Here is a 16,183-nt window from a genome sequence, read left to right on the forward strand (position 1 = left end):
ACGTCCGCAGTATTCTCCCGTCCTTCCGGACAAAACTGACACGGACGAGGAGATCGACCTATGCTGCACCGGGTCGCGGCGGTGGCCGCAGCCGCGCTGCTCACGACGATGACGGCGACGACGGCGGTGACCGCGGCTCCCGCGGAGCCGACCGCCACCGTCACCAACATCGCCCATCGCGGCGCGTCCGCGTACGCGCCGGAGAACACCCTGGACGCCGTGCGGCTGGGCGCCGAGATGCAGGCCGACCTCGTCGAGATCGACGTCCAGCGGACCAAGGACGAGAAGCTGGTCGTCATCCACGACACCACGCTGTCGCGCACCACCGATGTCGAGCAGAAGTTCCCCGCCCGGGCGCCGTGGCGGGTCTCGGACTTCACGCTCGAGGAGATCCGCACGCTCGACGCTGGCTCCTGGAAGGACCCGCGCTACACCGGTGCCGTCGTGCCCACCTTCTCCGAGGTCCTCGACGAGCTGGAGCGCACCGCCTCCGGTCTGCTGCTGGAGGCCAAGGCGCCGGAGCTCTACCCGGGCATCGCCGAGCGGATCGCCGGTGAGCTGCAGCAGCGTCCTCAGTGGATGCAGCCCGACCCGATGGCGCAGCACCTGGTGGTGCAGAGCTTCAACTGGGACTTCATCCGCCACTTCCACGGCCTGCTCCCGTCGGTCCAGGTGGGCGTGCTGGGTGCGCCGACCACCGACCAGCTCGCCGAGGTGGCCACCTACTCCAACCAGGTCAACCCGCACCACTCGGCCGCGACCCCGGAGTACGTCGCCGCTGTTCACGAGCACGGCATGCGCATCAACCCGTACACGGTCAACGACCCGGCCCTGATGCGGACGCTGATCGCCAACCGCGTCGACGGCATCATCAGCGACCGGCCGGACGTCCTCCGCGAGGAGATCCGCAACGCGCGCCCGGCAGCCTGACGACCGGCGCCTGCGGACAGAGGTGCCGGAATACCGCCGTAATCAGGACTCCGATTGCGGCGGTGCTCCGGCACCGACCCGGAATACCGCCGCATTCCGTTACGCCGCGTTCCGGGGACGGATTGCTGCGGTAATCGGGGTACCGGCGCGGGACGTGAGGCTCCGGGCCGATCGAGCGTGCTTCGGGTGGGCTCGGTCGGCGTGCGTTGACGACGGCGCCCCGACCAGGTCATCGCTGGGCGGGGCGCCGTTGGTGTCGCGGTGGGTGGATCAGGCGCCGTGCAGGCGGTCCCAGGGGCCCGTGATGGCGTAGAGGACGCCGGGGTTCTGGACGCTGGCGAAGAGGGTGTTGCCGTCGGGGGAGTAGACCGGGCCGCAGAACTCGCTGAACTCCGGCTCGGCATCCGTGCCGGTGTTGATCTCGTTGCGGGCCAGCGGGTAGGTCCGGCCTTCGAAGGTCGCTCCGAACAGGTGCTGCTGCCCGTCGCCGTCCTCGGCGAGGATCAGGCCGTTTCCGCGGGAGGACACGGTGATGTTGTCCGGACCGTCGAAGTGGGCGCTGTCGTCCTGGTCGTACTCGAACCGCAGCTTGAGCTCGATGGTCTGGTTGCGCGGGTTGTAGAACCACACCTGACCGTCGTGCGGGGTGCCCGGGCTGTCTTCGAGGCGGGCGTAGCTGCAGACGAAGTAGGCGCCACCGTCGCCCCACCAGGCGCCCTCGAGCTTGCGCCCGCGGGTGATCTGGTCGTCGGTGAACTGCTCGCGGATCGAGGTCGTGGCCGCGGCGCGGTCCGCGACTGCCACCCAGGTCACGCCGTAGGTGGTACCGACCTCGGTCGCGCGGGACAGGTCGTCGACGTGCTGACCGGACTTGTCGGCGGCCTTCATGGCTTCGAAGGTGCCGTCGTCGTCGCCGAGAGCGCGGAGCTTGCCGGGGCCCAGCGGCAGCGCGGAGGCCGGCGGGGTGAAGCGGTAGAACAGGCCGTTCGGGCCCGACGCGTCCTCGGTCTGGTAGATGTGCCCGGTGTTCGGGTCGACGACGGCGGCCTCGTGGGAGAACCGGCCGAGCGCCTTGATCGGCTTCGGGTTCCGGTTCGCCTCGCGGTTGTAGGGGTCGACCTCGAAGGTGTAGCCGTGGTCGAACTGCTGGCCGTCCTCGCCGGCCTTGTCCTCGGTCTCCTCGCAGCTCAGCCAGGTGTTCCAGGGGGTGCGGCCACCCGCGCAGTTGGTGGAGGTGCCGGCCAGGGCGACGTACTCGGTGATGCGGTTGCCCTCGGCGTCGACCTCGACGACCGTGCAGCCGCCGGGGGAGACCGGGTCGTAGGTGAGCCCGTCGAGCCGGGGCACGGGGAACTCGGGGTTCTGGCTGACCTTGATCTCGTGGTTGTACACGATCACGCTGCCGCCCTCGGGGCGGATGAAGGCGGCCATGCCGTCGTGCTTCTGCGGTGTGGGTTCGCCGGATTCGAGCTTCGTCCTGCCGGCTTCGGTGATGACCTTGTAGCTGAACCCGGCGGGAAGAGACAGCAGCCCCGCGGGATCGGGAACCAGCGGCCCGTAACCGGCGGCCCGGCCGTTCTCTGCAGAGGCCGGCGCGGCGGCGGTCACTGCTCCCACGTTGCCGACGAGGGCGATCCCGATGCCGCCCAACAGCGAGCGGTTGACGAACTGCCTGCGAGAGAGATCCATGTGCGACTCCACGTGAGAACGATCGAAACAGCGCTTCAGCCTCGTCGGCCGAGCGGTACTTCCGATGAACCCGGCGAAGCGAAAGGGCGTCGGCGCCGCGAATTCGGTGCTCGCCTCGACGGCGCGGACCCGGCTGCCGCGTCGTGCGCCGGTTTCCACCGTTCCCATCAAAAGTGGACGAATCAATTCCGACCAGTCGCAACGGAAATCGGCTGCTCTGCCGTGGTGGTCGCGGCCGGCGAGCGGATCAGTCGTGGGTGTTCCGCTCGCGGGGCCAGGGGTTGCCCTCGACGCCTTCGATGTCGATGTTGAAGCGGGTCAGCAGGTCGACGAAGGTGGCGAGTTCGTCCTGCGGCCACTCGGCGACCACCGTTTCCACGCCTTCCCGGCTGCGGTCCCGATCGGCGGCCAACTGCCGCAACCCCTCGTCGGTGGGCCGGAACCGGCGAGCCATGCCGCCGTCGGGGTCGGGGAACCGCTCCACGAACCCCTGCTTGAGCAGCGCCCCGACCTGGCGGTTGATCGTGGAGATGTCGAGCCGGAACGCTTCGGCGAGCTGCCCCAGCGACATCGACCCCGAGAGCTCCAACCGGGTCAGCAGCAGGTAGGCCGACCTGTCCAGGCGCTGGCCGGCGCGCGCTTGCCGGGTGGACAGGTAGTGCCTGGCGAACAGCGAGAGCTCGCGCTCCAGATCGTTGAGCGTCCGCTTGTCCTGCGTCACGGGCGGGCCTCCTTCGCGCTGCGCGGATCACGCCCATTGTTCCGGCGGCGACCGCGAGCCTGCCATGTGCATCGTACACATACTGTGTATAGTGCACATTGTCTCCGTTCCCCGGAGTGCAGACGACGCGGAAGGAAGCACGATGACCCCGTCGCAGCCCGGCCCCACGCTGGACTCGTACCCCACCCAGCGGAGCTGCCCCTTCAGCCCGCCCGATGTCTTCGACCGCCTGCGCGGGCAGGCGGAGCTGCCGACCGTGGAGGTGCTGCGCGGCGGCCGCCCGTGGCTGATCACGCGCTACGATGACGCCCGAGCGGTCCTCGCGAGCGGGAACTTCAGCGCGAGGATGGATCGGTCCGGCTTCCCGCTGGTGACACCCACCGATCTCCAGCAGCTCGATTCCGAACGCCCCAGCCTCGTCCGGACCGACGATCCCGAGCACCTGCAGAAGCGGCGCCGACTGACCCGGGACTTCACCGTCAAGCGGATCAACGCGCTGGAGCCGGAGATCCAGCACGTCATCGACGAGTGCGTCGACGGCCTGCTGCACGCCGGCCGACCCGCCGATCTCGTCGCCGAACTCGCGTTGCCGGTGCCCTCGCGGGTCATCTGCCTGCTGCTGGGCGTGCCCTACGACCAGCACGAGTTCTTCCAGCGCAAGTCCGCCGAAGCGCTGTCGGGCCAGGCGGACGTGGACACCGTGCGCACCGCGCTCGACGAGTTGGCCGAGTACCTGGCGAGCTGGCCGAGCAGAAGCGGCGCGCTCCGCAGGAAGACCTGTTCTCGCGCCTGGTGCACGAGTTCCACGAGCCGGGGATCATGGATCGCGCCGAACTGATCAACACCGCGATGACGCTGCTGATCGCCGGGTTCGAGACCACCAGCAACATGATCAGCCTGGGCACGGCCGCGCTGCTGCACCACCCCGCTCAGTTGGAGCGGTTCCTGGCCGGGGGCGGTGCTTTTCAGGCCGACGCCGTCGAAGAACTGCTGCGCTACCTCACCATCGCCCAGAACCCCCGCCAGTTCGTCGCCGTGGCCGACACCCGGATCGGCGACAACCTGATCCGGGCCGGTGAAGGCGTGCTGGTCTCGCTGCCCTCGGCCAACCGGGATCCCGCGGCCTTCGACGACGCGGACGCGCTCGACCTCGGGCGTCCGGCTCGTCACCACCTGGCGTTCAGCTACGGCACCCACCAGTGCCTCGGGCAGTCGCTCGCCCGCCGCGAGCTGCTCCTGACCTTCCAAACCCTGTTCACCCGCGTGCCGACACTGCGACTGGTCGACTCCGTCGAGGAGTTCGACCTCAAGATCGGCACGCGCGTGCACGGATTCAACTCGCTCAACGTCACCTGGTAGGAGGTCGCGAACCATGAAGGTGTTCATCGATCAGGACAAGTGCGTCGGCGCCGGGCAGTGCGTGCTGGCCGCTGACGAGGTGTTCGACCAGCGCGACGAGGACGGTGCCGCCTTCCTCCTCGCCGAGCAGCCGGACGATCGGCACCGCGCTGCGATCGAGGACGCCGCCCGGGTGTGCCCGGCGGCTGCGATCCGCGTCGAGGAGTGAGGCGGGTGAGCGACGACGTCGTCATCGTCGGTGCCTGCCTGGCGGGAACGTCGACGGCGCTGGAGCTGCGCTCGCACGGTTTCGACGGCGCGATCACGCTGGTCGGGGAGGAGCCGCACGCGCCCTACGACCGCCCGCCGCTGTCCAAGCAGTTCCTCACCGGCGGGTGGGACGAGCAGCGGATCCTGCTGCCGGGGCACGACCGGCTCGCCGAGCTGGGCATCGAGTTCCGCCCGAACACCGTTGCGGTGGGCGCGGATCTCGACGGGCGCGCGGTGACCTTGCACGACGGTTCGGAGCTGCCGTTCGGCGACCTGGTGGTCGCCACCGGGGTCGCGCCTCGTCGGCTGCCCGCATCCGGACCGGTACCGCTGACGTTGCGCTCCATCGCCGACGCCCGGCGGGTCGCCGCGGAGCTGCGCCCGGGCAGGCGCGTGGTCGTCATCGGAACCGGGTTCATGGGCACCGAACTCGCCTGGGCCGCTCGCGCGGCCGGGTGCGAGGTGGCCGTGGTGGGGGTGGACCCGGCTCCGCTGTCCGCGCTCGGCCCCGAGGTCGGCGCGGTGATCGGCCGCGCGCTCACCGGGAGCGAGATCGCGCTCATCAACGCGGTCGGGGTGACCGACATCCGCGTCGGCGCGCGCGGCGAACAGGAGGTGCTGCTCGACGACGGCGCGGTGCTGCGGGCGGACGTCGTGGTCGCCGCGATCGGTTCGCGCCCGCAAGTCGACTGGTTGCGAGGAGCCGGGCTCGACCTGTCCGACGGGCTCGGTGCGATGCGAGATGCCGTGCGGCGCAGGGCGTCTACGGGGTCGGTGACGTCGCGCGCTGGTGGCACACCGGTCTCGGGCGCAGCGTGCGCGTCGAGCACCGGATGAACGCCGGTGAGCAGGCGCGGGTCGTCGCTCGCAACATCCTGGGCGCCGAGCAGGACTTCACGCCGATCCCGTTCTTCTGGAGCGATCAGGGCAGCAACAAGCTCGTCGTCCACGGCCACGTCACCGCGGGAGCCGAGCTCGAGCTCGAGGCCGGGGCCTTCACCGACGACGCGTTCGCGGGGGTCTACCGCGAGGAGGGCCGAGCGGTGGCGGTCTTGTCCTGGAACAGCCCTCGGCGAGCGACCCGGCTGCGGCGCGACCTGCTCACCTGACGGGCGCGCATCCGGGGCGCCTCGCGTATTGACATGGACGTCAACGTCAACGAGTGTGGGTCGAGATCACGTGCTGTCACTCGTTCCGGAGGGGCTGCTTTGACCACATCCGCATCGGCGCGCGGCGAATCGAAATCCGGTGCCGAACAAGGCTTGTCAACCCCCTGATGTCCGCCTCCCGGGCGTCCGCCGAAGGCCGGCGCGGCGGTCACGACAATGGAGTCGTGACGACGAGTGATGCCCAGGAGCGTGCGCGAGCCAGTCGCCGGGAGACGTCGGGGCCTCGGCGGGAGGAGCTGCTCGCCGCTGCCGCCGCCTGCTTCGACGACCTCGGCTACGCGGCGACCACGGTGGAGCTGATCGCGGCCCGGGCGCAGACCTCGCGCCCGACGTTCTACGCCTACTTGCGATCCAAGGACGAGGCGTTCCTCGCGGTGACCGAGCAGGTCTGCGCCCAGCTCGAAGCCACCCAGCAGCTGGACGGCATCGAGTCCCTCCCGCCGGCCGCGGTGCTGCGGTCGACCACTCGCGCGTTCGCCGGGGCGATCTTCGCCAACGGGTCGCTCGTGGCGCAGATCGACAGCCGCGCCGGGGTCGATCCCGACGTGGACGCGCTGTGGAGCACGCTGCGGCGTCGGCTGGAGCGGCGCTTCACCAACTACCTGTCCGGGCTCGACCCGGCCACGATCGATCCCTGCGTGGCGCCGCCGCAGCTGGTGTCGATGCTGAGCGATTCGATCGTCCGCGGCGCCGCCCGCCTCGGCCGCGCTCCCGACGAGGTCCGCGAGCAGTTCATCAACGATCACATCCGGCTGACCGAGCGCGCCGTCGGCGTCGTCGCCGACTCGCGGCCCGAACCGTAGGAGGCCCGAATGTCGTTGTCCCGCCGTGAAGAAGCCCTGGCCGAGGTCCGCCGCCTGCAGGCGGCCAACTGGCCGGATCAGGTGCCGGGCACCGTCGTGCACCCCGTCGAGGTGCCCGGTCTGCCGGAGCACCTGCGGCACCGGGCCGAGACCCGCCCGGACACCATCGCGATCTCCTTCTACGGCCGCGACATCACCTACGCCGAGTACGACGAGCTGAGCGACCGCTTCGCCGGCTGGCTCGGCGAACGCGGTGTGGCACCGGGGGACCGGGTCGGCGTGTTCCTGAGCAACTGCCCCCAGTTCCTCATCGCGATGGTCGGCGTCCTCAAGGCGGGCGCGGTGCACGTGCCGATCAACCCCATGTTCCGGGGCCACGAGCTGCGGTACGAGCTGGAGGACGCGGGCGTGACCGTGCTGCTGGCGCAGGACTCGTTCGCCGACCTCGTCGAATCGGTGCGCGGAGACACACCTCTGCGGCACGTGGCGTACACCGGTCTCGGCGACCTGCTCACCGCCGAACCCGACGTGCCGGTGCCGTTCGAGCTCACCGCCGAGCGTTCCGACTGGGCCGAGATCAGCGCCTCGGCGCCCGCTGAAGCGCGACCCAGCGACCCCGACGCGCTGGCGGCGCTCAACTACACCGGCGGGACGACCGGGTTGCCGAAGGGCTGCGAGCACACCCAGCGCCACATGGTCTACACGGCGGCGACGGCCAGCGTGGCCGGCGGGACGCAGGTCGGTGATCCCGGTGCCGTGTCGCTGAACTTCCTGCCCGTGTTCTGGATCGCCGGCGAGGACTTCGGCGTCCTCAAACCGCTGGTGAACGGCCAGCAGGTCGTCCTGATGACGCGCTGGGACCCGGTTGCGGCCGTCGCCCTGATCGAGCGGCACGGCGTGACCGACGTGGTCGCCACGGTCGACAACTACGTGGAGCTGATGGACGAGCCGGGTTTCGAGGGAGGGCGGGTGTCGTCGCTGCGCAACGCGCTGGCGGTCTCGTTCGTGCTCAAGCTGACCCCGGAGGTCCGGGCGCGGTGGCGGGAGGCCACCGGCAGCGTCCTGCGGGAGGCCTCGTACGGCATGACCGAGACGCACACGGCCGACACCTTCACGCTCGGGTTCCAGGACGGCGATCGCGACCTGCACGCCGATCCGGTGTTCTGCGGGCTGCCCGTTCCGGGCACCGACGTCCTGATCGTCGACGAGTCCGGCGTTCCGGTGCCGGTGTGCACCTCTGGGGAGATCATCGTGCGGAGCCCGTCGATCCTGACCGGCTACTACGGTCGGCCCGACGCGACCGCGGAGACGATCCGCGACGGCTGGCTGCACACCGGCGACGTGGGACGCCTCGACGAGTGGGGAGCCCTGCACTACCTGGCGCGCGCCAAGGAGATGATCAAGACCAACGGGATGAGCGTGTTCCCGTCCGAGGTCGAGGCCCTGCTGCGCCTGCACCCGGCGATCCGTGCGGTCTCGGTGGTTCCCCGGCCCGACCGCGCGAAAGGCCAAGTGGCGGTGGCGTTCGTGGTGGTGGGCGGCAGCACCGCGAGCGAGGACCTGCGCGCGTGGGCGAAGGACAACATGGCCGGGTACAAGGTGCCCGATTTCGTCGTCGTCGACCAGCTGCCGATGACGGCCACGGGCAAGGTGCGCAAGGGCGACCTGCTCGACCGCGCCGCAGAACTGTCCGCCGGTGACCGCGCGTAGACGGAGGGGTTCGTGACGATGAAGAAGCTCCTAATCGCCAATCGCGGTGAGATCGCGCTGCGCGTCGTGCGCACCGCGCGCGAGATGCGGGTCAGCACGGTCGCCCTGTACGCGGAGGACGACGCGGACACGCCGCACGTGCACGCCGCCGACGAGGCGTTGCCGCTGGTCGGAGCCGGTCCGGTGGTCTACCTCGACCAGGCGGCGGTGCTGGCCGCGGCCGCGCGGTCCGGGGCCGACGCGGTGCACCCCGGGTACGGATTCCTCTCGGAGAACGCCGAGTTCGCGCGCGCCTGCGCGGCGGCGAACGTCGGCTTCGCAGGACCGGACCCGGCGGTCCTGGAAACCTTGGGGGACAAGGTGTCGGCCCGCGCGGCCGCCGTGGCGGTCGGCGCGCCCGTGCTGGCCGCCACCGTCGGGGCGGCAGCCGTCGACGAGGTGCGCGCGTTCCTCGCCGAGAACCCGGCCGGCATCATGATCAAGGCGCTGGCCGGTGGTGGCGGGCGCGGCATGCGGGTGGTTCGCGACGCCGCTGCGGTGGACGAGGCGTACCGGTCCTGCGCGGACGAGGCCGAACTGGGCTTCGGGAACCGGGAGGTGTTCGCGGAGGCCCTGTTCGACGGTGCCCGGCACGTCGAGGTCCAAGTGGTCGCGGACGGCACGGCGGCCCTGGCGCTCGGTGATCGGGACTGCAGCCTGCAACGGCGGCACCAGAAGCTCATCGAGATCGCCCCCGCGGCCGGCTTGGATCCCGCAGTGCGTCGCGGTGCGCACGAGGCCGCGGTGCGGCTGTGCGCGAGCCTCGGCTACCGCGGCCTGGCCACGGTGGAGTTCCTGGTGCGGGGCGAGGAGTTCGCGTTCCTGGAGGTGAACCCCCGGATCCAGGTGGAGCACACCATCACCGAGGAGATCACCGGCGTGGACCTGGTGGCCGCGCAGCTCGCCCTCGCCGACGGAGCCGGGCTGCACGACCTCGCGCTGCCGGACGGCGTGGTGGCCGACGCCTCCGGCGTGCGCGGCGAGCCCGCGACGACTGCGAACACGGCTGCGCAGGCCCGCGTGAACCTGGAGACGATGACTCCCGACGGCGGCGCGGTGCCGACCGCGGGCACGCTCACGGCGTTCACCCCGCCCAGCGGGCCGGGGGTCCGCGTGGACACCTTCGGCCTGCCGGGCCTGGTCGTGAGCCCGCGGTACGATTCCCTGCTGGCCAAGGTGATCGTGCGCGCGGGAACCCGCACCGCCGCTCTCGTCAAGCTCGACGCGGCCCTGGGCGAGTTCGCGATCGAGGGCGCGGGCACGAACATCCCCTTCCTGCGCTCCCTGCTCGCCGACGACGAGCTGCGCGCAGGTCCCGTCGCCACCGCGTTCCTGTCCGAGAACGTCGAACGACTGGTGGCCGCAGCCGGCACCAGCACCTCCGCTGCCTCGACCGGCGCCGCGTTGGAGCTGCGTCCGGGGGAGGAGGTCGTGCGCGCTCCGATGGCGGGCACCGTCGTCGCGGCCGCCGCTGAAGGCGACGAGGTGGCGGCGGGCGGCCGGCTGGCGGTGCTGGAGGCCATGAAGATGGAGCACGTCCTGTCCGCCGATCACGCCGCGCGCGTGGTGCGCGCGCTCGTGCCGGCGGGCCGCACGGTGGCGCCGGGCGATGCGCTGGTGGTGTTCGCGCGGACCGACGAGGTGGCCGCCGGACCCGGCTACGAGCTCGACCTGGACGCCTCCCGGCCGGACCTCGACGAGGTGCGCGAGCGGCAGGCCATCACCCAGGACTCGGCACGTCCCGAGGCCGTGGCCAAGCGCCACCGCCTGGGACGTCGGACCGCGCGCGAGAACATCAGCGACCTGGTGGACCCGGGCAGCTTCGTCGAGTACGGGTCCCTGGTGCTCGCGGCTCAGCGCAGCCGGCGGTCCGAACAGGACCTGATCACCAACACACCCGCCGACGGACTGGTCGGCGGCGTGGCGACCATCGGCGCGGACCGGTTCGGTCGGACGGCCGCTGAGACCGTGGTGATCTCCTACGACTACACGGTGCTCGCCGGGACGCAGGGAATGCGCAACCACGCCAAGACCGATCGGATCCTCGGGGTGGCCCGGGACCGGAAGGTGCCCGTGGTGCTCTTCGCCGAGGGCGGCGGTGGCCGACCCGGTGACACCGACGTGGACCTCGTCGCGGGGCTGGACGTTCCGACGTTCCGCCTGCTGGGTTCGCTGCGCGGAGGTGCACCGACGGTCGCGATCGTCTCCGGGCGCTGCTTCGCCGGGAACGCCGCCCTGGCCGGCGCCTGCGACGTCGTGATCGCGACCCCCGACGCCAACATCGGCATGGGCGGGCCCGCGATGATCTCCGGCGGTGGGCTGGGGGAGTACCGGCCCGAGGACATCGGCCCCATCGACGTGCAGCGCCGCAACGGGGTCGTCGACCTGGTCGCCAGGGACGACGAGCACGCCGTCGAGCTGGCACGCCGGTACCTGTCCTACTTCCAGAGCCCGCTGTCCCCGGGCGAGGGCGTCGAGTGGGAGGAGCCCGATCAGCGGCTGGCCCGGCACGTGGTGCCCGAGAACCGGTTGCGCGCTTACGACGTCCGCAGCGCCATCGATGCCATCGTCGACGTGGACTCGGTGCTGGAGCTGCGCCCGGACTACGGCGTCGGCATCGTGACGGCGCTGGTGCGCGTGGAGGGCGTCGCGCACGGCCTGGTGGCCAACAGCAGTCACCACCTGGGCGGCGCGATCGACGTGGAGGCGGCGGACAAGCTGGCCGACTTCCTGACGCTCTGCGAATCGGGCGGGTTGCCGATCGTCTCCCTCTGCGACACACCGGGGTTCATGGTCGGGCCGGAGGCGGAGAAGGACGCGACGGTCAAGCGCTTCGGCGAGCTGTTCGTGCTCGGCGCTCGGCTGACGGTGCCGTTCGGCGCGGTCGTGCTCCGCAAGGGTTACGGCCTGGGCGCGATGGCGATGACCGGCGGCTCCTTCCGGGCGCCGCAGTTCACCGTGGCGTGGCCGACCGGTGAGATCGGCGGGATGGGTCTGGAGGGGTCGGTGCGGCTGGGCTACAGCAAGGAGCTCGCAGCCGCAGCCGACGAGGCCGCACGGCAGCAGCTCTACGACGGTCTGGTGGCCGAGGCCTACGAGCGCGGGCGCGCGCTGCGCGCGGCCACCACCTTCGAGCTCGACGACGTCATCGACCCCGCCGACACCCGTCGTTGGATCAGCACGCTGCGACCCCGCGACTGACCCCGCGATCCGCCGGCCCTGATCACGCGCACCCGCTCGCCGTTGCTCCATGAGCGCTGCGGGTCGGTGGGGACACCGGTGGATTGGCGAAGATCACCTCTGAACCATTGAGACACCGCATGTATCAATCCGACGGAAACATGTATTTCACCTCCGTGATCCAGGCGCTTACGGTTCTGTAGATCTCGGATTCCCGTGGTCTCAACGTCCCGTCTCACCGGTCAGGGGACGGGATTTCAGTGGAGATCGGGACCCGGAATTCCACTGAAATCCGGTCACTTCCAGCTTGGATTCGAGGCAGTGCAATGAGCAACCCGCTGAGTGGAGAGTCGGACTCGCGGTCGTCGGCCGCAGCACCCGAGACCACGGCGAACTCCGCCGCCCCGGCTGCGGAGCAGAAGGGCGATGCCCTCGACTCCGGTGGGAAGAGCCGCTGGTGGCTCCTCGCGCTGGGGCCGGTGGCCGGCCTGCTGCTGGCCCTGGTCCTGCCGTCCTCGTTGTCCTTCGAGGGCCGCGCGGTGGCCGCTTGCGCGCTCTGGATGGCGATCTGGTGGATGACCGAGGCGGCCCCCATCCCGGTGACCTCGCTGCTGCCGCTGGTCCTGTTCCCGCTGTTCGGCATGGGCAGCATGAAGGAGGTCGCCGCACCGTACGCGGACTCGGTCGTCTTCCTCGTGATGGGTGGCGTCATCCTCGGTCTGGCCACGGAGAAGGCCAACCTGCACCTGCGCGTGGCGTTGCTGACCATCCGGGCCGTCGGCACCCGGCCCGCCCAGATCGTGTTCGGGCTGATGGCCGCCTCCGCCTTCATCTCGGCCTGGGTGTCCAACACGGCGACGGCCGTGATCATGGTGCCGATCGCCGTGTCGATCCTGCGGCTGGTGCGATCGGTCGACGAGCAGGCCGCGGGCACGAAGTTCGCCGCGTCGATGCTCCTCGGCGTCGCCTACGGCGTGACCATCGGTTCCACCGCGACCTTGATCGGGCAGCCTCCGATGGCCCTGATGAAGGCCTATCTCGGCAAGGCCCACGACATCGACCTGCAGTTCGGCCACTGGATGCTGGTGGGCGTGCCGTGGGCCATCGTCATGCTCTTCGTGGCGTGGCTCGTGCTGACCAAGCTGGTCTTCCGCGCGGAGGTGGACCGAATCCCGGGCGGTGCCGAGATGATCCGGTCCGAACTGGCGAAGCTCGGACGCATGTCCACGCCGGAACGCCGCGTGGGCATGATCTTCCTGTTCGCGATCTTCTTCTGGGTCTTCGTGCCGTTCCTCGCCGACATCCCGATCGTGGAGAAGGCCCTGCCGTTCCTCGGCACGATCTCGGACACCCAGGTCGCCATGGCCGCCGCCATCGCCTGCTTCCTGGTGCCCGCGGAGAAGCGCTCCGCGAACGGCGACGGCGCTCCGCTCCTGCGCTGGTCCGCGGCCAAGGAGATTCCGTGGGGCCTGTTGCTGCTGTTCGGCGGCGGTTTGTCGCTGTCGGCGATGTTCACGGCCACCGGCTTCAGCGAGTGGCTCGGCGGACAGGTCGGCGGGCTCGTCGGCGTGCCGTCCTGGCTGGTGCTGCTCGTGGTCGTCGTCGTGAGCCTCGCGCTGACCGAGCTCACGTCGAACACCGCCACTGCAGCCGCCTTCTTCCCGATCTTCGGCGCGGTGGCGGTGGGCTTGGGTCTGGATCCGCTGTTCATGACCATCGCCGTGACCCTGGCGGTGTGCTCGGCCTACATGCTGCCGGTGGCCACCCCGTCGAACGCCGTGGCCTTCGGCTCGGGCGAGGTCTCCATCAAGCAGATGGTCCGCGCCGGCGTCTGGCTCAACGCGCTCTCGCTGGTGCTCATCGTGCTCGTCATGTACGCGCTGGTACCGCTGGTGTTCGGCCTCTAGGCGGCCGCCGCGGGGCAAGTTCGATCGAGGCGGAAATCGGGCCGGTAGCCCCGGGAGACAACGGTCTTCGTGCCGATCGCCTCGACGGGACCGACGAGCTCGGGGCAACTGATGGCAACTCGTTGAGCGCACCCGGCGATCCGGCGATGGTGGATCGGCTCGAGCCGATCAGCCGCCGTCCGCGCTGGTGCTTTCGAGCACTGCTCCGACGGGCGGGCGTTGGGCTTCGCACGTTCAAAGGAGAACGCCAGATGAGCCTGTGGTCCAGCCGTCGGAGACGTCGAGGAGTCGTCGTTGCCGTGGCAATCCCCACCGCCTTGCTGTTCGCGGGGACGTCCGTGGCGGTGCCGTCGTCAACGCAGCCCGGTGAGGGCGAACCGGTCGTCGAGTCCCGGGTGAAGAACGTGATCGAGGTCGGCGGACACCGGTTCCGCGACCTCAACGGCAGCGGCGCGCTCGACGCGTACGAGGATTGGCGCCTGCCCGGTGAAGTGCGCGCCCGGGACTTGTCGGCCCGCATGACCGTCGAGGAGAAGGCGGGCATGATGCTGATCTCCTCGCACTACATGGGCTCGAGCTCGCGCTGCGGCGACGGGGGTGGTCGAGAGCTCGTCTGCGAGGAGGACGAGTGGGACACCACCAACAGCTGGGACGGAAAGCCGTTCGACCAGCCCGTGCTGAGCTCGTCGGGCGCCACCGCGGGCATCGGCGAGCGCAACCTGCGGCACTTCATCGTCCGCGACAACCCCGAAGCCGCCGACCTCGCCACGTGGACGAACGCGTTGCAGGAGATCGCCGAGGGAACTCGTCTCGGTATCCCGGTGGTGATGACCTCCAACCCTCGCAATCACCTGTCCGGCGGCCGGTTCGGTGTCGCCGAGGCGAGCGGGAAGTTCTCGACGTGGCCCGGCGAGCTGGGTTTGGCGGCGACGCACGACCCCGGCTTGGTGGAGGAGTTCGGCGGCATCGCGGCGAAGGAGTGGCGTGCGGCCGGAATCCACAAGGGCTACATGTACATGGCCGACACGGCCACCGAGCCCCGCTGGACCCGCGCGAGCGGCACCTTCGGTGAGCACCCCGAGCTCGCCGCCGACATGATCGGTGCGGTGGTGCGCGGCTTCCAGGGCGAGCGGCTCTCCCCGGAGAGCGTGTCGCTGACCACGAAGCACTTCCCCGGCGGCGGAGCGCGCAAGGACGGCCAGGACCCGCACTACTCCTGGGGGCAGGACCAGTTCTACCCGACGGAAGGCAGTCTGGAGCGGTACCACCTGCCGCCGTTCCAGGCCGCGCTCGACGCCGGCACCACCTCGATCATGCCGTACTACTCGAAGCCACGGAACGACGGGAGCGCCCAGCAGCTTCCGCGCCACCTGTGGTTCTCGCCGCAGCAGCAGTTCGAGGAGGTCGGTTTCGCCTACAACAAGCCCGTTCTGCAGGGACTGCTGCGCGACACGATGGGATTCTCCGGATACGTCAACAGCGACACGAGCATCACCACCGCGATGCCGTGGGGCGTCGAGGATCTCAGCCGACCGGAGCGGTTCGCCAAGGGCATCGACGCGGGCACGAACCTGTTCTCCGGGGAAGCCGATCCCAGCCACCTCCTGCAGGCCGTGCGCGACGGTCTGGTCCGGGAAACCGATCTGGACCGCTCGGTGAGGTTCCTGCTCCGGGAGATGTTCGACCTCGGCCTGTTCGAAGACCCCTACCGGGACCCGCGGCGGGCTCAGCAGATCGCTGACGATCCGACTTCCCAGACCAGGGCCGACGAGGCGCACCGCAAGTCGGTCGTCTTGATGCGCAACGACCATCGCACGCTTCCGATCACCGACGACGAGGTCGGGCGGGTGAAGCTCTACGTCGAGGTCTTCGCCAAGGACGAGCCGGCCGAGCAGAGCGCGGCTCTGGCCGAGGCGATCCAGGAGCACGACCCGTCGATCACCGTGGTCGCGCGGCCGGAAGAGGCGACGCACGCCTTCCTCGCGGTCGTCCCGAGCTTGGGGCTTCGCGACGACTCCGGGGACGGGCTGTCGGTCGAGCTCGGCGAGCGCACCGGTATCGACGTGGCGCGGATCCAGCAGATCCAGTCCCAGGTCGACGAGAACGTCGTCGGCATCAACATGACCAACCCGTGGCTGGTCGGCGCGGTCGAACCGGGGGCGGACGCGATGCTCGCGATGTTCGACGCCACGCCCGAGGCGGTCGTCGACGTCATCCGCGGCGAGGTGAACCCGACCGGCAGGTTGCCGGTCACCCTCCCGGCCGGCCCGGAAGCGGTGAACCGCAACGCTCCCGACGTACCCGGGTACGACGAACCGGGCTACGCCTACGTCAACGACGCGGGTGACGCCTACCGGTTCGGATTCGGCCTGTCCTACGACCGCTGAGGGCAGAGCGGTCGGCGGGCCGGTCGCGGACGCTTCGCGA

General features: G+C 70.4%; 13 protein-coding genes. 11 read left to right on the forward strand and 2 right to left on the reverse strand.

The genetic code is table 11. The annotated features are described in order from the left end of the window. The first annotated feature begins 60 nt into the window (after nt 1-60). Nucleotides 61-930, forward strand: a complete 870-nt coding sequence (locus E1202_RS10000) for a glycerophosphodiester phosphodiesterase (RefSeq protein WP_132682439.1) — start codon at nt 61-63, stop codon at nt 928-930. A 270-nt stretch (nt 931-1,200) separates the two neighbouring features. Here the strand turns inward: E1202_RS10000 and E1202_RS10005 are convergent, their stop codons facing one another. Next, nucleotides 1,201-2,619, reverse strand: coding sequence for an alkaline phosphatase PhoX (locus E1202_RS10005; RefSeq protein ID WP_132682440.1), 1,419 nt, complete (start codon nt 2,617-2,619; stop codon nt 1,201-1,203). 247 nt (nt 2,620-2,866) lie between these two features. Continuing rightward, complete coding sequence (locus E1202_RS10010; protein WP_132682441.1) at nt 2,867-3,340, reverse strand: MarR family winged helix-turn-helix transcriptional regulator; 474 nt, start codon at nt 3,338-3,340, stop codon at nt 2,867-2,869. Nucleotides 3,341-3,482: 142 nt separating this feature from the next. Between E1202_RS10010 and E1202_RS10015 the strand changes: the two genes are divergently transcribed. The 10 genes from E1202_RS10015 to E1202_RS10060 all read left to right on the forward strand — a co-directional run bounded on the left by E1202_RS10015 (nt 3,483) and on the right by E1202_RS10060 (nt 16,143). After that, nucleotides 3,483-4,178, forward strand: a complete 696-nt coding sequence (locus E1202_RS10015; RefSeq protein ID WP_132682443.1) for a cytochrome P450 family protein — start codon at nt 3,483-3,485, stop codon at nt 4,176-4,178. Then, entirely contained in the window at nt 4,160-4,699 is a 540-nt protein-coding gene (locus tag E1202_RS10020) for a cytochrome P450 (protein WP_132682445.1), read from the forward strand. The genes E1202_RS10015 and E1202_RS10020 overlap by 19 nt, the downstream gene beginning before the upstream one ends. A 13-nt stretch (nt 4,700-4,712) precedes the next feature. After that, a complete protein-coding gene (locus tag E1202_RS10025) occupies nt 4,713-4,907 on the forward strand; it encodes a ferredoxin (protein ID WP_132682446.1) in 195 nt (64 codons plus the stop codon). Between the two features lie 5 nt (nt 4,908-4,912). Further along, nucleotides 4,913-5,785: an NAD(P)/FAD-dependent oxidoreductase gene (locus E1202_RS10030; protein ID WP_165943810.1), complete on the forward strand. Its 873-nt coding sequence runs from the start codon at nt 4,913-4,915 to the stop codon at nt 5,783-5,785. Further along, nucleotides 5,782-6,057 carry an oxidoreductase C-terminal domain-containing protein gene (locus tag E1202_RS10035; protein ID WP_132682450.1) on the forward strand — a complete coding sequence of 92 codons (276 nt, stop codon included), beginning with the start codon at nt 5,782-5,784 and terminating at the stop codon, nt 6,055-6,057. Before E1202_RS10030 ends, E1202_RS10035 begins: the two co-directional genes overlap by 4 nt. A 224-nt stretch (nt 6,058-6,281) precedes the next feature. Further along, on the forward strand, nt 6,282-6,920 hold the full coding sequence (locus tag E1202_RS10040) for a TetR/AcrR family transcriptional regulator (protein ID WP_235877969.1): 639 nt from the start codon (nt 6,282-6,284) through the stop codon (nt 6,918-6,920). A 9-nt stretch (nt 6,921-6,929) separates the two neighbouring features. Then, the gene (locus E1202_RS10045) at nt 6,930-8,630 is read left to right on the forward strand and encodes an AMP-binding protein (protein ID WP_132682453.1); all 1,701 of its coding nucleotides are present in this window, start codon (nt 6,930-6,932) and stop codon (nt 8,628-8,630) included. An 18-nt stretch (nt 8,631-8,648) separates the two neighbouring features. Continuing rightward, nucleotides 8,649-11,870 (forward strand): acetyl-CoA carboxylase family protein, encoded by a 3,222-nt coding sequence (locus E1202_RS10050; protein WP_132682455.1) that lies wholly within the window; start codon nt 8,649-8,651, stop codon nt 11,868-11,870. 305 nt (nt 11,871-12,175) lie between these two features. Next, the gene (locus E1202_RS10055) at nt 12,176-13,756 is read left to right on the forward strand and encodes an SLC13 family permease (protein ID WP_207918534.1); all 1,581 of its coding nucleotides are present in this window, start codon (nt 12,176-12,178) and stop codon (nt 13,754-13,756) included. Between the two features lie 299 nt (nt 13,757-14,055). Beyond that, entirely contained in the window at nt 14,056-16,143 is a 2,088-nt protein-coding gene (locus tag E1202_RS10060) for a glycoside hydrolase family 3 protein (RefSeq protein ID WP_165943811.1), read from the forward strand. The last annotated feature ends 40 nt before the right edge of the window (nt 16,144-16,183 follow it).

It is taken from the genome of Saccharopolyspora karakumensis (assembly GCF_004349225.1).
Taxonomy (GTDB): domain Bacteria; phylum Actinomycetota; class Actinomycetes; order Mycobacteriales; family Pseudonocardiaceae; genus Saccharopolyspora; species Saccharopolyspora endophytica.

Bases quoted from the DNA above. Each gene is read 5' to 3' on its own strand.
- E1202_RS10000 (WP_132682439.1), top strand. From the start codon at position 61: ATGCTGCACCGGGTCGCGGCGGTGGCCGCAGCCGCGCTGCTCACGACG.
- E1202_RS10005 (WP_132682440.1), bottom strand. From the start codon at position 2,619: ATGGATCTCTCTCGCAGGCAGTTCGTCAACCGCTCGCTGTTGGGCGGC.
- E1202_RS10015 (WP_132682443.1), top strand. From the start codon at position 3,483: ATGACCCCGTCGCAGCCCGGCCCCACGCTGGACTCGTACCCCACCCAG.
- E1202_RS10020 (WP_132682445.1), top strand. From the start codon at position 4,160: ATGGATCGCGCCGAACTGATCAACACCGCGATGACGCTGCTGATCGCC.
- E1202_RS10025 (WP_132682446.1), top strand. From the start codon at position 4,713: ATGAAGGTGTTCATCGATCAGGACAAGTGCGTCGGCGCCGGGCAGTGC.
- E1202_RS10035 (WP_132682450.1), top strand. From the start codon at position 5,782: ATGAACGCCGGTGAGCAGGCGCGGGTCGTCGCTCGCAACATCCTGGGC.
- E1202_RS10045 (WP_132682453.1), top strand. From the start codon at position 6,930: ATGTCGTTGTCCCGCCGTGAAGAAGCCCTGGCCGAGGTCCGCCGCCTG.
- E1202_RS10050 (WP_132682455.1), top strand. From the start codon at position 8,649: ATGAAGAAGCTCCTAATCGCCAATCGCGGTGAGATCGCGCTGCGCGTC.
- E1202_RS10055 (WP_207918534.1), top strand. From the start codon at position 12,176: ATGAGCAACCCGCTGAGTGGAGAGTCGGACTCGCGGTCGTCGGCCGCA.